Below are 16,256 nucleotides of genomic sequence, written 5' to 3'. Positions count from 1 at the left end.
CAGTATCCCCTCTTCAACAGACAGGCGCAGACACCCATGGCACGGATCTATGACGATGTTACCCAGCTGGTCGGCGGCACCCCGCTGGTCCGGCTCAACCGGCTGTCCGAAGGCCTTGACGCCACCGTGGCCGTCAAGCTGGAGTTCTACAATCCGGCCCACAGCGTCAAGGACCGCATCGGTGTCGCGATCGTCGACGCCGCGGAGAAGTCCGGTGCCCTCAAGCCCGGCGGCACCATCGTCGAAGGCACGTCCGGCAACACCGGCATTGCCCTGGCCATGGTGGGCGCGGCCCGCGGCTACAAGGTCATTCTGACGATGCCGGAGACCATGTCCACCGAACGCCGTGTCATGCTGCGCGCCTACGGTGCTGAGATCGTGCTCACTCCCGGGTCCGAGGGCATGCGGGGCGCCGTGGAAAAGGCTCAGGAGATCGTCGCCAACACGGCGAACTCGATCTGGGCCCAGCAGTTCGCCAACGAGGCCAACCCCGAGGTCCACCGCCAGACCACGGCTGAGGAAATCTGGTCCGACACCGACGGCAAGGTGGACATCTTCGTCGCCGGCGTCGGCACCGGCGGAACCGTCACCGGCGTCGGGCAGGTGCTCAAGGAGCGCAAGCCCGAGGTGCAGATCGTCGCCGTCGAGCCGAAGGACTCCGCCATCCTCAACGGCGGCGCCCCGGGCCCGCACAAAATCCAGGGCCTCGGCGCCAACTTCGTCCCGGAGATCCTCGACACCAACGTCTATGACGAGGTCATCGATGCCACTCTCGAGGACTCGGTCCGCGTGGCCCGCGAACTCGGCGTCAAGGAGGGCATCCTCGGCGGCATCTCCTCGGGCGCGATCGTCTGGGCGGCCCTGGAACTCGCCAAGCGCCCCGAGAACGCCGGTAAGCTGATTGTTGCTGTTGTCTGCGACTTCGGTGAGCGTTACATCTCCACCGTGCTGTACGACGACATCCGCGGCTGAGTCCACACCGCTGTCCACGATTTCGTTTTAGAAAGGTCTTTGTGAGCTTTTTCGCAAGACTGCAGGAAGACCTCGACGCCGCCCGGTCACACGACCCGGCGGCTCGAGGTTCTTTCGAGAACTTCTTTGCCTACTCCGGCCTGCACGCGATCTGGTTCCACAGGGTAACGCACCGGCTGTGGCAGAATCCGGCGCTGCGGTTCCCCGCCCGGCTGATCTCCCAGCTGGCCAGGTTCCTCACCGGGATTGAGATCCACCCCGGCGCCACGATCGGCCGCCGCTTCTTCATCGACCACGGCATGGGCGTCGTCATCGGCGAGACCGCCGAAATCGGCGAGGACGTCATGATCTATCACGGCGTGACCCTCGGCGGCCGCTCCCTGGCCAAGGTCAAGCGCCACCCCACCATCGAGGACCGCGTCGTGATCGGCGCCGGAGCCAAGATCCTGGGCCCCATCACCATCGGCCGGGACAGCGCCGTGGGCGCCAACGCCGTGGTGGTCAAGGACGCGCCGGCAGAGTCGATCCTGACGGGCGTGCCGGCCACCTGGCGGCACCGGGACGCGCAGCGGGAGACCAAGCCCGCCGTCGACCCGGCCGAATACCTGATCGAATACCGGATCTGAGCGGCTCCGGCCGGAGCCGGCATCCCGGACGCTACGCGGGGAACCGCTTGTAGATGTTCCAGATGACGACGTCGAAGGCCCGGTCCGGCAGCAGCCGCCGCAGCAGCAGGATGGCCCGGGCGCCCTTGCCCACCGGATAGCGCGTCTTGGGCTTCGGGGACGTCGCGGCATGGACGATGGCGTCGGCAATGACGTCCGGGGGCGTGGACATGCTGGAGCCGACGGTGGACGCCAGAGCCGCGGCCACCACCTTCGCCTGGTCCATGTAGGGGCCGCGGCCGGACGTGGCCAGCAGGCTGTCGCCGGAGATGGCGCCCCACTCCGAGGCCGTTCCCGACGGCTCGATGATGGACACGTCGATGCCGTGCGGCTTGAGTTCGATCCGCAGGGAATCGCTCAGGCCCTCGACGGCGAACTTCGTCGCGTGGTACCAGGCGCCCAGCGGCTCATACATCTGTCCGCCGATCGAGGACACGTTGATGATCCTCCCCCGGCCGGCGGCCCGCATTCCGGGGAGCACCAGCTGGGTCATCCGCGCCAGTCCGAAGACGTTGACGTCGAACTGCCGCCGCCCCTCGGCGAGCTCCACTTCCTCCAGCGAGCCGTAGGAGCCGTAGCCGGCGTTGTTGACCAGGACGTCGACGCGGCCGTGGGCGGCAATCACCTGCTCGACGGCGGCGGTCATGGATTCCTCGCTGGTGACGTCCAGCGCCACGACCGTCACCCCGTGGGCCTTGAGGGGCTCCATTTTTTCGACGCGGCGGGCACCGGCATAGACGGTGAAACCGCGTGCCGCGAGCTTCCACGCTGTCTCGTAACCGATTCCGGTGGAGGCACCGGTGACAAATGCTACGGGCTGGGTCATCTGCTGCACTCCTGGGACGCTGGCGGGGACGGTTGCTGTGACTGACACTGCGGTACTACCGGGACGGGATCCCGGGGAAACGCGAACGGCCGGTGCTCCCAGAGTAACGGGGAGCACCGGCCGCCGGTGTCAGTTGCGGATTAGTGGGTGTCCACTGCCTCGATTTCAGACTTGTCCTCGCCCCAGAGGGTGTGGAAGGTGCCTTCTGCGTCGACACGGCCGTAGGTGTGCGCGCCGAAGAGGTCGCGCTGGCCCTGGATCACGGCGGCCGGCAGGCGCTTGCGGCGCAGGCCGTCGTAGTAGGCCAGCGAGGACGAGAACACCGGCACCGGGATGCCGAGCTGGACCGCGGTGGAGACCACCCGGCGCCAGGCCGGGAGGACGTCGGCGATCGCCTTGGTGAAGGCCGGGGCGAACAGCAGGTTTGCCGGCTTCTCCGCCGCGGCGTAGGCCTTGGTGATCTCCTTGAGCAGTTCGGCGCGGATGATGCAGCCGCCGCGCCACAGGGAGGCGATCTCGTCCAGCTTCAGGTCCCAGCCGTATTCCTTGGCGGCCGAGGTGAGCATGTCCAGCCCCTGGGCGTAGGAGACCAGCTTGGAGGCGTAGAGTGCCTGGCGGACGTCCTCGACGAAGCTCTCGGGGATCTCGACGTCGGCTTCGGCTCCGGCGAGCAGCTCCTGCGCCAGTTTGCGCTGTTCGGTCTGGGAGGACAGCGCCCGGGCGAAGACCGATTCGGCGATCCCCGAGGTCGGGGAGCCCAGTTCGAGTGCGGAGATGACGGTCCAGCGGCCGGTGCCCTTCTGGCCGGCGGCGTCCACGACGACGTCGACGAACGGCTTGCCGGTCTTCGCGTCCACGTGGCCGAGGACCTCGGCGGAGATTTCGATCAGGAAGGAGGCGAGGTCGCCCTTGTTCCACTCTTCGAAGATCTTGGACTGCTCGGCCGGTTCGATCCCTGCGCCGGAGCGCAGCAGGTCGAAGGCCTCGCCGATGACCTGCATGTCGGCGTATTCGATGCCGTTGTGGACCATCTTGACGAAGTGGCCGGCGCCGTCGGTGCCGATCCAGGCGCAGCAGGGCTTGCCGTCGACGTGGGCGGCGATCTTTTCCAGCAGCGGACCCAGGGCGTCGTAGGACTCCTTCGAGCCGCCGGGCATGATCGAGGGGCCGTTGAGGGCACCTTCCTCGCCGCCGGAGACGCCGATGCCGACGAAGTGCAGGTCCTTCTTGGCGAGCGCTGCCTCGCGGCGGCGCGTGTCCTCGTAGTGGGAGTTGCCGGCGTCGATGACGATGTCGCCCGGTTCCAGGAGCGGCTCGAGCTGCTCGATCACGGAGTCGACCGGCTTGCCGGCCTTGACCATGATCAGCACCCGGCGCGGCTTCTCCAGCGAGTCGACGAGCTCCTGCAGGGTCTCCGTGCGGATGAAGTCACCGTCGTGGCCGTGCTTTTCCAGCAGGGCATCGGTCTTTTCGACGGACCGGTTGTGCAGGGCAACGGTGAAGCCGTTCCGGGCCAGGTTGCGGGCGAGGTTGGCCCCCATCACCGCAAGGCCGGTGACACCGATGTGTGCTGACATCAAAACTCCAATTCATTTCTGTGCAACATGTGCAGTTCGTCCCGCGCGAGAGGCGGAACTGCCTTCTTGGGATAAGTGGCTGTCAATAAACCATATGTATTTCCGCGGGCTGCTGGAAAGCAGTGCCCACGTGGCGGAATATGGCGCGTCACAAACAGTCTATGATTTCCGGCTTGCTTGCGCCCATCCGGGCCGTCACGGGGGCTGGATCCGCGTCCGCCCCACTATGCTTACGAATATGTCAACCAGCCTCCACCACCGCGCGATTGAGCACCTCGGCACCCGCATCGTCGCGGGCGAGCTCCCGCCGGGCCACATCATGCTGGCCGAGCACCTCGAGGGCGAACTCAAAGTCTCCCGTTCGGTGGTCCGCGAGGCGGTGCGTGTGCTTCAGTCGCTCGGGCTGGTCGAAACCACCAAGCGGGTGGGTATCCGGGTGCTGCCGGCCAGCCGCTGGAACCCGTTCGACCCCCAGGTGATCCGCTGGCGCCTCGCCGGCGACGGCCGCGGTGCGCAGCTGCGCTCCCTCGCAGAGCTGCGCACCGCCGTCGAACCCGTGGCCGCCGAGCTGGCCGCCACCAACGCGCCCGAGGAGATCCGCCGCGAACTCGTGGAAGTCTCGCACGCGATGCGCGACGCCGGCCAGGCCGGGGACGTGCCGCGGTTCCTGGAGCTGGACATCCACTTCCATTCCCTGCTGCTGACCGGCTCCGGGAACGAGATGTTCGCCAACATGGTGGGCCAGGTGGCGGAGACGCTGACCGGCCGCACGGTGCACGGGCTGATGCCGGACCACCCCCGCGACACGGCGCTGCAGTGGCATGTGGACGTGGCCGAGGCGATCGCCGCCGGAATCCCGGCAGCAGCCCGCGAGGCCTCGGACCGGATCATGCGGGAGACCATCTCGGAGATGGAACCCGAATGGAAGGACCAGCCCCGGGTGTTCGTCCCGGTCCAGCGGCCCTAGCACGGCCGGAAGTCCAGCAGCACCTTTCCGGAAACGGCCGCGTTCCGTGCCACCTCGAAGGCCTCCAGCCCCTGGTCCAGCGTGAACGTGTGGGTGACCACCGGGTCCACGAACAGTGACCCGTCGGCGAGGGCAGCCACGACGTCGTCGATTTCGTCGTTGAAGCGGAAAGAACCCAGCAGCTCCAGTTCGCGGGTGATCGCCAGCGAGATCAGGACCGGTTGCGGGCCCGAGGGCAGCAGGCCCACCATCACCACCTTTCCGCCCCGGGTGGCACCCTGCACCGCGGACGCCAGCCCGTGATGGCTGCCGGAGGATTCGATGACGACGTCTGCCTCCACCGCCGCGATGGCCTCTGCCTCATCGCCCTTGAGGACCTCGTCCGCGCCCACGGCCCGGGCTATCTCCAGCGGCCGAGCGTGCATGTCCACCGCCACGATCCGCCGTGCGCCGGCCCGCTTGAGGACGGCCACGACCAACGCGCCGATGGGGCCGCAGCCGATCACGAGAGCCGTCTTGCCCGCCACGTCGCCGGCACGCGCGACGGCGTGCCACGCGACGCTGGCCGGTTCCACCAGCGCCGCGATCCTCAGCTCCAGGCCCTCGGGCAGCGGCCGGAGCATCCGGGCCGGAAGAGTGGCGTACCGGCTGAATGCCCCGTCGGTGTGGGGGAAGCGTGCGGCGCTGCCCAGGTACGTGCAGCCCGGGGATAGATTCGGACGGTCCGCGGGATACCGGGCGGCGCCCGGGCCGGGCGTGGCCGGATGCACCGCGACGGCCGTGCCCGGCCCCGGTCCGGTGCCGTCGCCGGCCGCCACAAGCACCGTTCCCACGATCTCGTGGCCCAGGACCATCGGCTGCCGGAGGACCGACTCGCCGGCCGCACCATGCACCCAGTAGTGCAGGTCCGAGCCACAGATGCCGCCGAATGCGACTTCGACCACCGCTTCATCGGGCGCCGGTGCGGACACGGACACGTCCTCGATCCGGAGGTCGCCGGCCGCGTGGGCCACCACGGCGGCTGCTGTTGCCGGCAGTTCCGGGACGCCGCGCATCAGACGACCACCGTCATTCCGCCGTCGATGAAGATGGTCTGGCCGTTGACGAAGTCCGAGCCGTCGGACGCGAGCCACACCGCCGGTCCGGCCAGGTCCTGCACTGTCCCCCAACGGTGCGCCGGGGTCCGGCCCAGGATCCAGGTGTTGAACTCCGCATCGTCCACGAGGTTCTGCGTCATTTCGGTGTGGATGTAGCCGGGCGCGAGGCCGTTGATCTGCAGTCCGGACCCTGCCCACTCCGCCGTCATGGCACGGGTCAGGTTCCGGAGCCCGCCCTTGGCCGCAATGTAGGGGGCGATGGTGGGCCGGGCCAGGTCCGTCTGAACCGAGCAGATGTTGATGATCTTGCCCCGGCCGCGGGGAATCATGTGCCGTGCGGCCGCCCGCCCCACGAGGAACGCGCTGGTCAGATCCGTGGAGATCACCCGTTCCCAGTCAGCGACGTCCAGTTCCAGCATCGGCACGCGGTGCTGGATGCCGGCATTGTTGACCAGGATGCCAAGCGGTCCGACGTTCTCTTCCACCCACGCCACCCCTCCGGCGGCGTCGGCGTCGCTCGTGACGTCGAAGGCGCAGCTGTGGACCCGGCCGGGCGGATAGTCCGCGGCCATGGCGGCCTCTGCCGCCTTGAGCCGTTCGGGGTTGATGCCGTTGAGCACAACCGTAGCCCCGGCGTCGGCGAGCGCCCGGGCCAGCGCGTTGCCGATCCCCCGGCTGGAGCCGGTGACCAGTGCGGTCCGGCCGGTCAGGTCAAAGAGTCCACTCATGGTTCGCTGATCCTCCATTGGTCTTGGCTGCGGTGTTGTCGCTGAGATTCGAGATGGTCTGGCGGACGACGGCGAGGTCCTTCTCGCCCAGTCCCTGGCGCAGCAGTTCCGCATACAGCTCGACGCCGGCCGCCGCCATCGGCACCGCGGAGTGCACGGCGGCCGCGCTGTCCAGGACAAAGGAAAGGTCCTTGTGCATGAACTTGGCGGGGCCGGTGGGTTCGTAGTTCCTGGCGGCGAGCCGGGGCCCGACATTGTCCAGGACGCGGCTGCCGGCCAGGCCGCCCGCGAGCACCTCGTACAGTGCGGCGACGTCCAGGCCGGAGCGTTCGGCGAGCTCCGCGGCTTCGGCGAGGGCCGCCGTCGTGGTTCCGACGATGAGCTGGTTGCACGCCTTGGCCAGCGATCCCGAACCCAGCGGCCCGAGCCTGCGAACCGTGCTCCCCATCGCAGTGAAGAGGGGCAGGAGCCGCTGGAAGTCCTCTTCGCTGGCGCCCGCCATGATGGCCAGGGTCCCGTCCGCGGCGCCTTGGGTGCCGCCGCTGACGGGAGCATCGACGACGACGGCGTTGCCGCCGCTCGCCCGGGCCACGCTGGCACCGAACACCTGCACCGCGGCGGGCGAGACGCTGCTCATGACCACCACGGCGGTGCCGGCCGCCGGCGGTTTCGCGGTCCAGGCCGCGAGGAGTCCGGCCGCTGCGTCCTCAATGTAGGACAGGTCCGGAAGCATAAAGATGATGACCGGCGTGTCGCGGAGTTCTTCGACCCCCGCCACGCGGGCTCCGCCGAGGGCTGCGAACCGGTCAAGGGCCGCCGGGGACCGGTTCCAGGCGGTGACGGCCCACCCCGCGTTGAGGAGGTTCGCCGCCATCGGCTCCCCCATCAGGCCCAGGCCCACAAAGCCTGCTTCCCTTCGGTCCCATTCCATGCTGCCTCACTTCGTTGTGGATTACTCTCCGAAATCTGTTCAGTATCCTAGCCTCCATTCAGTATGATGAACATTATGACGTCTAAAACCATCGTCGCGATCGCCGTCCCGCTCGAAGCAGAGCTTGTGGAGCGCATCCGCGCAGTAGATCCTTCCGTTACCGTCCTCTACGAACCCGAGCTGTTGCCTCCGGAGCGCTTTCCGGCAGACCACTCCGGGGATCCGGACTTCCGCCGGACCCCGGAGCAGGAGGACCGCTACTGGGACATGCTCGGCAGGGCACAGGTCCTGTATGGGATCCCCAACGAGAGCCCGGCGGGACTCGCGCGGGTTGCCGGCAGCAATTCCCACCTCGAGTGGATCCATGCCATGGCGGCCGGCGCCGGCGGCGCCGTGAAGGCCTCGGGGCTGGATGCCGGGGCACTGCAGAAGTTCAAGGTGACCACGTCTGCCGGGGTCCACGCCCTGCCGCTTGCCGAGTTCGCCGCGCTCGGAATCCTCAACGGTTTCAAGCGCAGCGCCGAAATGGCCCAGGACCAGGCGGTCCGGGTCTGGCCCGAGCTGCGCACCCCCACCCGGCTGGTCAACGGCTCGCACCTGGTGGTCACCGGGCTCGGCGAGATCGGGCTGGAGACTGCCAGGATAGCCCGTGCGCTGGGAATGACGGTCAGCGGCACCAAGAGGTCCGTTGAACCCATCGAGGGCATCCAGGAGGTCGCCGGCAACGACGGCCTCCCCGGCCTGCTGGCCACGGCGGACGCCGTCGTCAATACCCTTCCCGGCACGCCCTATACCGAGAAGCTGTTCAGCCGCGAGGTATTTGCGGCAATGAAGCCCGGGACGGTCATGGTGAACGTGGGCCGCGGCACCGTCGTGGACGAGGAGGCATTGCTGGAAGCACTCGACAACGGCCAGGTTTCGTATGCGTGCCTCGACGTGTTTGCCGTCGAGCCGCTCCCGCAGGACAGCCCGCTGTGGCACCACCCCCGCGTGATGGTGTCCCCGCACACCTCGGCCCTCAGCGCGGCCGAGAACCGGCTGATCACAGAACGCTTCTGCGGCAACCTGCGGACCTTCCTCGACGGCGGCGAACTCCCCCACGTCGTCGACACGGTCCACTTCTACTAGGCCCGGGAGATCCGCGGCCTGGTCCGCAGCGAACACACGAGCGCGGCCCCTCCGGAAACGGAGGGGCCGCTTTTGCTTTGCCGTGCAACGAACGGCAATTCAGGCCGCGCCCGCCCCCGGACGCAGCACAGAAAGACCGTGGCCTTCCTGAAGGAAGGGCCACGGCCTTGGGTCCGGCGCCGGCGGGCGGCGGAGTGCCCGGGAGCGCCTAGTTGGCGTCCTCCGTCAGGAGAAGGTCGCGCCCCACCGTTTCCGGGGTAAAGAACGTGGTGACAAAGGAGATCGCAGCGAGAACCAGCGAGTAGATGGCGAGCACCAGCCAGGAATGATCAGTGGCGGCCAGGAGGGCGGCACCCACCAGCGGCACGAGCCCGCCGGCGAAGACAGCCGATAGTTCGCGGCTCATGGCCACGCCGGTGAACCGGTACCGGGAGCCGAAGAGTTCGGGAAGGAGCGGGCACTGCGGACCGAGCATGGACTGAACGCCAAGGGCGATACCCACCACCATGACGATCCAGACGAGCGTGACGTTCCCCAGCGTCACCAGATAGAACGCGGGCAGCGCGATGAGGGCCTGGAAGAGCGCACCGTAGCGGTAGACGGGCACGCGCCCGAACCTGTCCGACAGCGCACCGAACGTCACCACCATAACGGCGGCGAAGCCGGCGGCGATGAGCAGGCCAACCGGGCCAATGAACTTGTCCCCCGGGAACACTCCGTCCTTTGACGCCATGAAGGCGATGAGCAGGGCGGAGTAGATCGAGGAATTGCCGTTCTCGCCCATCCGCAGGCCGATGCCGATCAGCACGTTCTTCTTGGAGTGCTGCCAGAGCTGGCCCAGGGGGTTCTTGGCCACGCTCTTGTGCTTTTCCAGCTCCTGGAAGACGGGCGTTTCCTTTAGGCGCAGCCGAATGAAGACCGCCACCACTATCAGGAACACGCTGGCAAGGAACGGCACTCGCCAAAGCCAGCCCTCCAGGACGTCCTTGTCAGCCATGGCAATCAGGGCAAATATTCCGGCCCCCAGGAGGGTACCCAGCTGGATCCCGACAAACGGGAGAGCGGCGAAGAAGCCCCGGCGGTGGCGCGGCGCGACTTCGGAAATCAGTGTCGTCGCGCCCGCCTGCTCAGCGCCGGCGCCCAGTCCTTGAAGGATGCGCAGTGTTACCAGCAAGACCGCTCCCAGCATGCCGGCCTGCTCGAAGGTCGGCAGCAGGCCGATGGCAAAGCTTGCGGTGCCCATCAGTCCGATCGTGAGGATGAGGACCAGCTTGCGGCCGAACCTGTCGCCGATGTGGCCGAAGATCATTCCGCCGAACGGCCGGGCCGCGAAACCCACCCCGTAGGTGGCAAATGAGGCGATCAGGGCGCCGTCCTCCCCAAGCGGCGAGAAGAACAGGGGGCCAAAGATCAGGGCCGAGGCCAGGCCGTAAATGTAGAAGTCGTAGTACTCCAGCGCGGAGCCCACGGAGCTGGCTAGAGTTGCCCTTCGCAGCTGTTCCGGATCGACGACGGCGCCGTCCGCTTCAGCCAGCGGTGTATTAGTACTAGTAGTCACAAGCACTCCCTCAAGAACACTCCAGGCCCCCGTTGGCCTGGTGGGATATGAGCAACCCCTGAGGGTTCGATCACCATGTTGAACAGCGTACAACAGGCTGATCGATTCGCCTATGTCTTATCGGATTTATTTCCGTTCCCATCCGTGCCGGCCGGCGGCCGGCGCTACCCCATGGGATTGCCCAGCGACCGGGCCAGTTCCTTCAGCTCTTTCACCATCAGCGCGCCCTGCTCTTCCGAGTAGGTCGCCTTCAATGCGGTGACGGACAGGCCCAGACTGGGTCCGTGCGCGCCTCGGGTCGGCACCGAGACGGCCAGGCAGACGACGCCGGTGGTTGATTCCTCATCCTCGAAGGCGTAGCCCTGTTCTCGAATGACAGCGAGCTGGGCCTTGAGCTGCGCCCCCGTGCGCAGGGACTTCGGAGTCAGGACGGGCAACTGGGCGTCATCAGGAAACATCTCGGCCACATCGTGGTCATGCAGCCGCGCAATCAGCGCCTTACCGACGGCACAAAGGGAGACTGGCATCTTGTCGCCGATGTTGGAGGTGAGGCGGACCGCGGGATGGCCTTCATATCGGGCCAGGTAGATGACGTTGTTTCCATCGAGCATGGCGATGCGTACCGTCTCGCCCGACAGGGTGGGCGCCTGTTCACAGAACCGGTAGAACTCCTGGACCTCGTCCAGCCGGCTCAGGTACGCCGCGCCGAGCTCAACCAGCTTGCGCCCGAGGGTGAATTCGGCCCCCTGTCGGTTGATCAGCCTTGCCTCCTCGAGCGCAAGCAGGAGGTTCGAGGTCGAGGATTTGGGGATGCCCAGTTCCCTGGCGAGGTCGCTCAGCGTCAGCCGCCCGGTCGCAGAGGAGGCCAGCGCCTCCAGCACAGCAGCGGCACGGGTGACGGCCGGCGCGGGTGAAGCGCTCCCCGATCCGTCAGTGGTGCGGGAAACTCGGGAATCGGCCATGATTCTCCTTCAGGATCGCGTGCAGGGCGTCGGAGCCCAGCATTCGGAGCTGTTCAGTCAGTTGAACACTAACCATCATAGTGTCGGGCGCGCCAAACCGCGTTCCCGGGGCTGCGATCCGCTGTGAGGACCGGGGGCCGGAGGGGGTGGTCAGCCAGCGGCCGGCGCGAACGCCGTCAAGCGACGGCCACCACCGGATTCGTCAGCTCACCGATGCCTTCAACACAGCAAGTTACGCTGTCACCGGCGCTCAGGCTCGCGCACTCGGCAGGGAAGCCCGTCAGCACGAGATCGCCAGGGTGCAGCGTCATGAAGGACGTCAGGTAGACGAGGATTTCATCCACCCCCCAGCCGAGATCGGCTGTGCTGGCAGACTTGAGCTCGGCGCCGTTGTGCTTGATCCCAATCGCCAGGTCGGCAGCATTGAGGCCCGTGACGATCCACGGCCCGGCCGGAGTGAAGGTGTCCTGGTTCTTGGCGCTGATCCACAACGCATCCGACTGCTGCAGGTCCCGGGCGGAGACATCATTCCCAATGGTGAAACCCAGGACAGCCGTCCGTGCATTGCCGAGCGTCAGCCTCCGGACTTTGCTTCCGATGACGATCGTCAGTTCCGCTTCCGGGTCAACGCGGCCAACCCCGGGCCCCAGTTCTATTGCCTCTCCCGGCCCGACCACGCTGGTCGCTGCCTTGTGGAAAGCCTGCGGCGGGAGATCCCGGCCCGCCTGGCCGGTGTTGTGCGCCATTCCCAGGACGTTGGCCGGGACACTGGGCGCCAGGAAAATGAACGAACCCTCGTCAACGGTGCCGCCGGCTTCCCAGCCCCTGCGGGGCGCGCTGCCGGCGTTTGCCGGAGAACCCGGGAACGGCGACTCGATCACCGTCCACACTCGCCCCGCTTTGCTGTCGAAGTCCGGGGCATCGTTGGCGACGAAAAAGTGCTCGTCCCCGGAATCCTCGGGCAGCGGGCGGACCCGGGCTATGCGGCGGGCGGCGGTGGGAATCATGAAGACATCCTAGGCCGCCGTCATGGCGTGGGACGGAATGTGTCAGGCCAGCCCACCTCAGGCCGCGTCGTCCGTTAGCCGACAATTACGCCATCGAATAGGCATTTTTGGCAGCACAGACCTGCCGCGGCGTGTTTCGCATTTCCTATTATTCACGGTATATTCATACACAAGCCTTCCACCGCGGCATCCCCCAATAGTCGCGGTGGAAGGCTTTTCCAATGCCCCGGCACCTCCGGTACACGACGCCGCAGGCCATGCCGGTGCTATGCAGCGATCATGCCGCGTCCGCGACCGCCTCCCGGAGCCGCCAGCCGCCGCCCAGGCCGTCACGGATGATTTCCATCGTGGTGAGAGCAGAACCCGAGTTGCGGCCCAGTCTCGCCTGGACCTGCCAGACCTCGACGTCCACCCGGCTCAGTCCTTTGGGCATCCGCCGCTCTGCCTCCCACCAGCTCACCCGTTCGAACCACCGGACGGGCTCCGCGCCGACAATCCATTCTCGGCCGGCGCGCACCACCGTGTGGGGCCGTCCATCCGGGCCTGACTTCACCATCACGTGTTCCATGCCCGCAACGGTAGGGTGAGGCTCCGACAATATCCGCGGCGCTGCTGCAAACCCCGCTGACAACACAGCGCCGTTCGGTCAGCCAGCGCACACAAAAACCCCGTCATGGGGCCTCGCGGCCCGCCATAACGGGGTAATTTTTGGTGGGTCCTACCGGGATCGAACCGATGACATCCACGGTGTAAACGTGGCGCTCTACCAGCTGAGCTAAAGACCCAAACCGTCATTTCCGCGCCTCAGCGCTTCAACCAACGAACAGTTACTGTACCGGATGAACCCGGCGGAGCGCCAATCGACCCGAGCGGTCCGCCGACGGCCCTCGAGCGGCCTAGAGCGGCGGAAGCTCGTCGGCGAGCCACCGGAGCGACTCGCTTACACCTGCGTCGAGCTTTACCGTGGCAAGCTCGTCCCCGCGGGTCTGACCCCGGTTGATGATCACCACGGGTTTTCCGTGCTTGGCCGCGTGCCGGGCAAACCGCAGGCCGCTCATCACCGTCAGCGAGGAGCCGGCCACCAGGAGGGCGCCGGCCTCGTCCACCATGGCGTAGGAGCGTTCCACCCGGTCTTTGGGGACGTTCTCACCGAAGTAGACGAAATCGGGTTTGAGGGTGCCACCGCAGGCCGGGCAGTGGGCGACAATAAAGCTCTCAATCAGGTCCTCGTCCTCGACGGTGGCGTCGGCGTCCGGAGCCATTTCGACCACACCGGCGGCCAGGGCCCGTTCCAGGAAGCCGGGGTTGAGCTCCGTCAGAACGCCCGCCAGCAGCGTCCGGCTGTACCGCCGGTGGCAGGCGAGGCAGACCACCTGGTCAAACCGGCCGTGCAGGTCCACCACGTTGACGCTGCCGGCGTCCTCATGCAGCCGGTCCACGTTCTGGGTGATGAGTCCGGTCAGCAGCCCCCGCTGCTCCAGCCGGGCGACGGCGGCGTGGCCGTCGTTGGGGTCGGCCCGGCGCAGGTGGGACCAGCCGATGTGGTTGCGGGCCCAGTAGCGGCGGCGGTTGTCCGGCTCGCCGATGAATTCCTGGTATGTCATGGGCGCCCGGGGCGCAGCGCCGGGTCCGCGGTAGTCGGGGATGCCGGAGTCGGTGCTCAGGCCGGCGCCGGTGAGCAGCGCGAACCGTTCCCCCGCCAGAATGCCGTGGATTTCCCGCAGGACCTCGAGCTCATCGCGGGCCGGTTCCGCGGCGGGGACCGGGGGCAGGCTGGCAAAGCCAGTCATGCCGATCCCGGGCCGCCGCGTCCTCACCGCGTCAGTTCCCTGCGAGTCCTGCCAGGGCGGCGCGGTAGCCGGCGAAGTCCCGGGCCTGGCCGCGGGGGTTCACCACCACGTAACGTACGATTCCGCTCGCGTCGATGATGAAGGTTCCGCGCTTTGCCATCCCGCTTCCGGGATCGAACACCCCGTATTGTTCGGCGACGGCCCCGTGCGGCCAGAAGTCGGCCAGCAGGTCGAAGGTATAGCCTTCCTTCTCCGCGTAGGCCCGCTGGGCGAACTTGCTGTCCACTGAAATACCCAGCACGACGGTGTCGGCATCCTCGAACAGCGCCAGGTTGTCCCGGATTTCACACAGCTCCCCCGTGCAGATGCCGGAGAAGGCGAACGGGAAGAAGACGAGGACGACGTTGCGTCCGACGAGTTCGGCGAGCCTGACGGGTTCGCCATACTGGTTCAGCAACTCGAAGTCCGGGGCGGCGTCGCCGACGGCGGGCACGGCCCGCGCGTCAACTGCCTGGTCCGCGATAACGCGAACCGCTGCGGCTTGGGTCACTTGTTCTTCCGCGTGACCCGGGTGGCGCTCCAGTCCTTGGAGACGCCTGCGGAGGTGGTGTAGTGCAGGCCAGCGGTGGGCGCGGCATCCTGGATGTCGGCCGGTGAGACGTAGCCCACCCGGCCGGACTTGGGGGTCAGAACCCAGATGACGCCGCCTTCAGCCAGCGTGGTCAGCGAGTCGACCAGGGTGTCCACGAGGTCACCGTCGCCGGAACGCCACCACAAAATGACGGCGTCGACTACCTCGTGGTCGTCCTCATCGAAGAGTTCCGAACCGGTGAGATCTTCAATGTCGTCGCGTAGATCGAAGTCGACGTCATCGTCATAACCGAATTCCTGAATCAGGTCCCCGGTTTTGAAACCCAGTTTTTCCGCCACATTTACCGAAGTGGCGGCGTCGGCCTCGCTCACGTGTTGCTCCTATGCTTGGTGTTTTCAATAGCTCTAGTGATTTCCATTACTCCAAGCCAACACCCTTTGCGCCTGCGCTTCAAGCTGTTGGCCCCGCGATCCGCCATATTCTGCGTCACACACGGCGATCCGAGCACCGCCGGGCGGCGCATCGTCACACAACCAGTATGCCGGTCAAATACGACAGGACCCCCATGCGATAGCTACGCATCCCCGTGCGGTCACAGCTAGAGTGGCTGATGACGACTACGCCCGAGAGGGCGATTGCCCCGCTGACGCAGGCGGGCATAGTTGTGATTGGACCTTGCCCGGCGCACATGACCGGGCAGTTGTAACCGATACGTCGCACACGTCGCGTTCACGCCAGGCAGTTACCCTGCCGGAGCTGAGGGCGCCGATGAATGCGCTCAAAAAGAGGTTGGACGTGGCTGCAGGAGAAGAGACCTCCCATATCCTCAGCGGGTTGACTAACCAGCTGCCTGATCGTGATCCGGAAGAGACCGCCGAGTGGCTGGAGTCCCTGGACACGCTGATTCAGGAACAGGGCACCGAGCGTGCCCAGTACATAATGCGCAGCCTGCTCCAGCGGGCCGGGGCGCAGTCCGTGGGTGTTCCGATGGTCACGACCACGGACTACGTCAACACGATCCCGGTGGACCAGGAGGCCCCGTTCCCCGGGGACGAGGAGATCGAGCGGAAGTACCGGGCCTGGCTGCGGTGGAACGCCGCGGTCATGGTGCACCGGGCGCAGCGGGCCGATATCGGCGTCGGCGGGCACATCTCGACCTATGCCGGGGCCGCGACCCTGTACGAGGTCGGGTTTAACCACTTCTTCCGCGGCAAGGACCACCCCGGCGGCGGGGACCAAATCTTCTTCCAGGGCCACGCCTCCCCCGGCATGTACGCCCGGGCCTTTATGGAGGGCCGGCTCTCCGAGGAGGACCTGGACGGGTTCCGGCAGGAGAAGTCCAAGGAGGGCCATGCCCTGTCCTCCTACCCGCACCCGCGGCTGATGCCGGAGTTCTGGGAGTTCCCCACGGTCTCGATGGGCATCGGTCCGATGAACGCGATCTACCAGGCCCAGT

The 16,256-nt window shown here is 66.8% G+C and carries 17 protein-coding genes and 1 tRNA gene; 5 read left to right on the top strand and 13 right to left on the bottom strand.

The genetic code is table 11. The features are described 5' to 3' along the window. Positions 1-36: 36 nt before the first annotated feature. Both cysK and epsC read left to right on the top strand, forming a co-directional pair. Positions 37-972, top strand: coding sequence for a cysteine synthase A (gene cysK / locus ACZYZ5_RS03680; protein WP_463899273.1), 936 nt, complete (start codon positions 37-39; stop codon positions 970-972). Positions 973-1,013: 41 nt separating this feature from the next. Further along, positions 1,014-1,598: a serine O-acetyltransferase EpsC gene (gene epsC, locus ACZYZ5_RS03675; RefSeq protein WP_463899272.1), complete on the top strand. Its 585-nt coding sequence runs from the start codon at positions 1,014-1,016 to the stop codon at positions 1,596-1,598. 31 nt (positions 1,599-1,629) lie between these two features. On the opposite strand, the gene ACZYZ5_RS03670 is transcribed toward epsC, so the two are convergent. Both ACZYZ5_RS03670 and gnd read right to left on the bottom strand, forming a co-directional pair. Next, a complete protein-coding gene (locus ACZYZ5_RS03670; protein WP_463899271.1) occupies positions 1,630-2,463 on the bottom strand; it encodes an oxidoreductase in 834 nt (277 codons plus the stop codon). A 140-nt stretch (positions 2,464-2,603) separates the two neighbouring features. Continuing rightward, positions 2,604-4,040 (bottom strand): NADP-dependent phosphogluconate dehydrogenase, encoded by a 1,437-nt coding sequence (gnd, locus tag ACZYZ5_RS03665; protein ID WP_463899269.1) that lies wholly within the window; start codon positions 4,038-4,040, stop codon positions 2,604-2,606. A gap of 238 nt (positions 4,041-4,278) precedes the next feature. Between gnd and ACZYZ5_RS03660 the strand changes: the two genes are divergently transcribed. Further along, positions 4,279-5,007: a FadR/GntR family transcriptional regulator gene (locus ACZYZ5_RS03660; protein WP_463899268.1), complete on the top strand. Its 729-nt coding sequence runs from the start codon at positions 4,279-4,281 to the stop codon at positions 5,005-5,007. Here the strand turns inward: ACZYZ5_RS03660 and ACZYZ5_RS03655 are convergent. Genes ACZYZ5_RS03655 through ACZYZ5_RS03645 form a run of 3 tightly spaced genes read right to left on the bottom strand, consistent with a single transcriptional unit; the run spans position 5,004 to position 7,763 of the window. Further along, positions 5,004-6,062, bottom strand: a complete 1,059-nt coding sequence (locus tag ACZYZ5_RS03655; RefSeq protein WP_463899266.1) for an L-idonate 5-dehydrogenase — start codon at positions 6,060-6,062, stop codon at positions 5,004-5,006. The genes ACZYZ5_RS03660 and ACZYZ5_RS03655 overlap by 4 nt on opposite strands. Then, on the bottom strand, positions 6,062-6,832 hold the full coding sequence (locus tag ACZYZ5_RS03650; RefSeq protein ID WP_463899265.1) for an SDR family oxidoreductase: 771 nt from the start codon (positions 6,830-6,832) through the stop codon (positions 6,062-6,064). Before ACZYZ5_RS03650 ends, ACZYZ5_RS03655 begins: the two co-directional genes overlap by 1 nt. Then, complete coding sequence (locus ACZYZ5_RS03645; RefSeq protein WP_463899263.1) at positions 6,816-7,763, bottom strand: NAD(P)-dependent oxidoreductase; 948 nt, start codon at positions 7,761-7,763, stop codon at positions 6,816-6,818. The genes ACZYZ5_RS03650 and ACZYZ5_RS03645 overlap by 17 nt, the downstream gene beginning before the upstream one ends. Positions 7,764-7,826: 63 nt before the next feature. Between ACZYZ5_RS03645 and ACZYZ5_RS03640 the strand changes: the two genes are divergently transcribed. Further along, on the top strand, positions 7,827-8,891 hold the full coding sequence (locus ACZYZ5_RS03640; RefSeq protein ID WP_463899261.1) for a D-2-hydroxyacid dehydrogenase: 1,065 nt from the start codon (positions 7,827-7,829) through the stop codon (positions 8,889-8,891). Between the two features lie 208 nt (positions 8,892-9,099). Here ACZYZ5_RS03640 and ACZYZ5_RS03635 read toward each other — a convergent pair whose 3' ends face one another. From ACZYZ5_RS03635 to ACZYZ5_RS03600, 8 genes are all read right to left on the bottom strand, one after another. After that, on the bottom strand, positions 9,100-10,449 hold the full coding sequence (locus ACZYZ5_RS03635; protein WP_463899259.1) for an MFS transporter: 1,350 nt from the start codon (positions 10,447-10,449) through the stop codon (positions 9,100-9,102). Positions 10,450-10,613: 164 nt separating this feature from the next. Then, on the bottom strand, positions 10,614-11,411 hold the full coding sequence (locus tag ACZYZ5_RS03630) for an IclR family transcriptional regulator (protein WP_463899258.1): 798 nt from the start codon (positions 11,409-11,411) through the stop codon (positions 10,614-10,616). A 176-nt stretch (positions 11,412-11,587) separates the two neighbouring features. Beyond that, positions 11,588-12,418: a fumarylacetoacetate hydrolase family protein gene (locus ACZYZ5_RS03625; RefSeq protein ID WP_463899257.1), complete on the bottom strand. Its 831-nt coding sequence runs from the start codon at positions 12,416-12,418 to the stop codon at positions 11,588-11,590. 277 nt (positions 12,419-12,695) lie between these two features. Further along, positions 12,696-12,986, bottom strand: coding sequence for a hypothetical protein (locus tag ACZYZ5_RS03620; RefSeq protein WP_463899256.1), 291 nt, complete (start codon positions 12,984-12,986; stop codon positions 12,696-12,698). Between the two features lie 141 nt (positions 12,987-13,127). Then, positions 13,128-13,203 (bottom strand) — tRNA-Val (locus ACZYZ5_RS03615). Positions 13,204-13,314: 111 nt separating this feature from the next. Then, on the bottom strand, positions 13,315-14,208 hold the full coding sequence (locus ACZYZ5_RS03610; RefSeq protein ID WP_463899255.1) for an NAD-dependent protein deacetylase: 894 nt from the start codon (positions 14,206-14,208) through the stop codon (positions 13,315-13,317). 31 nt (positions 14,209-14,239) lie between these two features. Further along, a complete protein-coding gene (locus ACZYZ5_RS03605) occupies positions 14,240-14,731 on the bottom strand; it encodes a peroxiredoxin (RefSeq protein WP_463899688.1) in 492 nt (163 codons plus the stop codon). 23 nt (positions 14,732-14,754) lie between these two features. Beyond that, entirely contained in the window at positions 14,755-15,171 is a 417-nt protein-coding gene (locus tag ACZYZ5_RS03600) for a DUF3052 domain-containing protein (protein ID WP_226761795.1), read from the bottom strand. A gap of 397 nt (positions 15,172-15,568) precedes the next feature. On the opposite strand from ACZYZ5_RS03600, the gene ACZYZ5_RS03595 reads away from it, so the two are divergent. Next, a partial coding sequence (locus ACZYZ5_RS03595) for a pyruvate dehydrogenase E1 component-related protein (protein WP_498049642.1) occupies positions 15,569-16,256 on the top strand: 688 nt, incomplete at its 3' end.

Source organism: Pseudarthrobacter ribosi (assembly GCF_055412865.1).
This window is presented reverse-complemented; position numbering and strand designations above follow the sequence as displayed.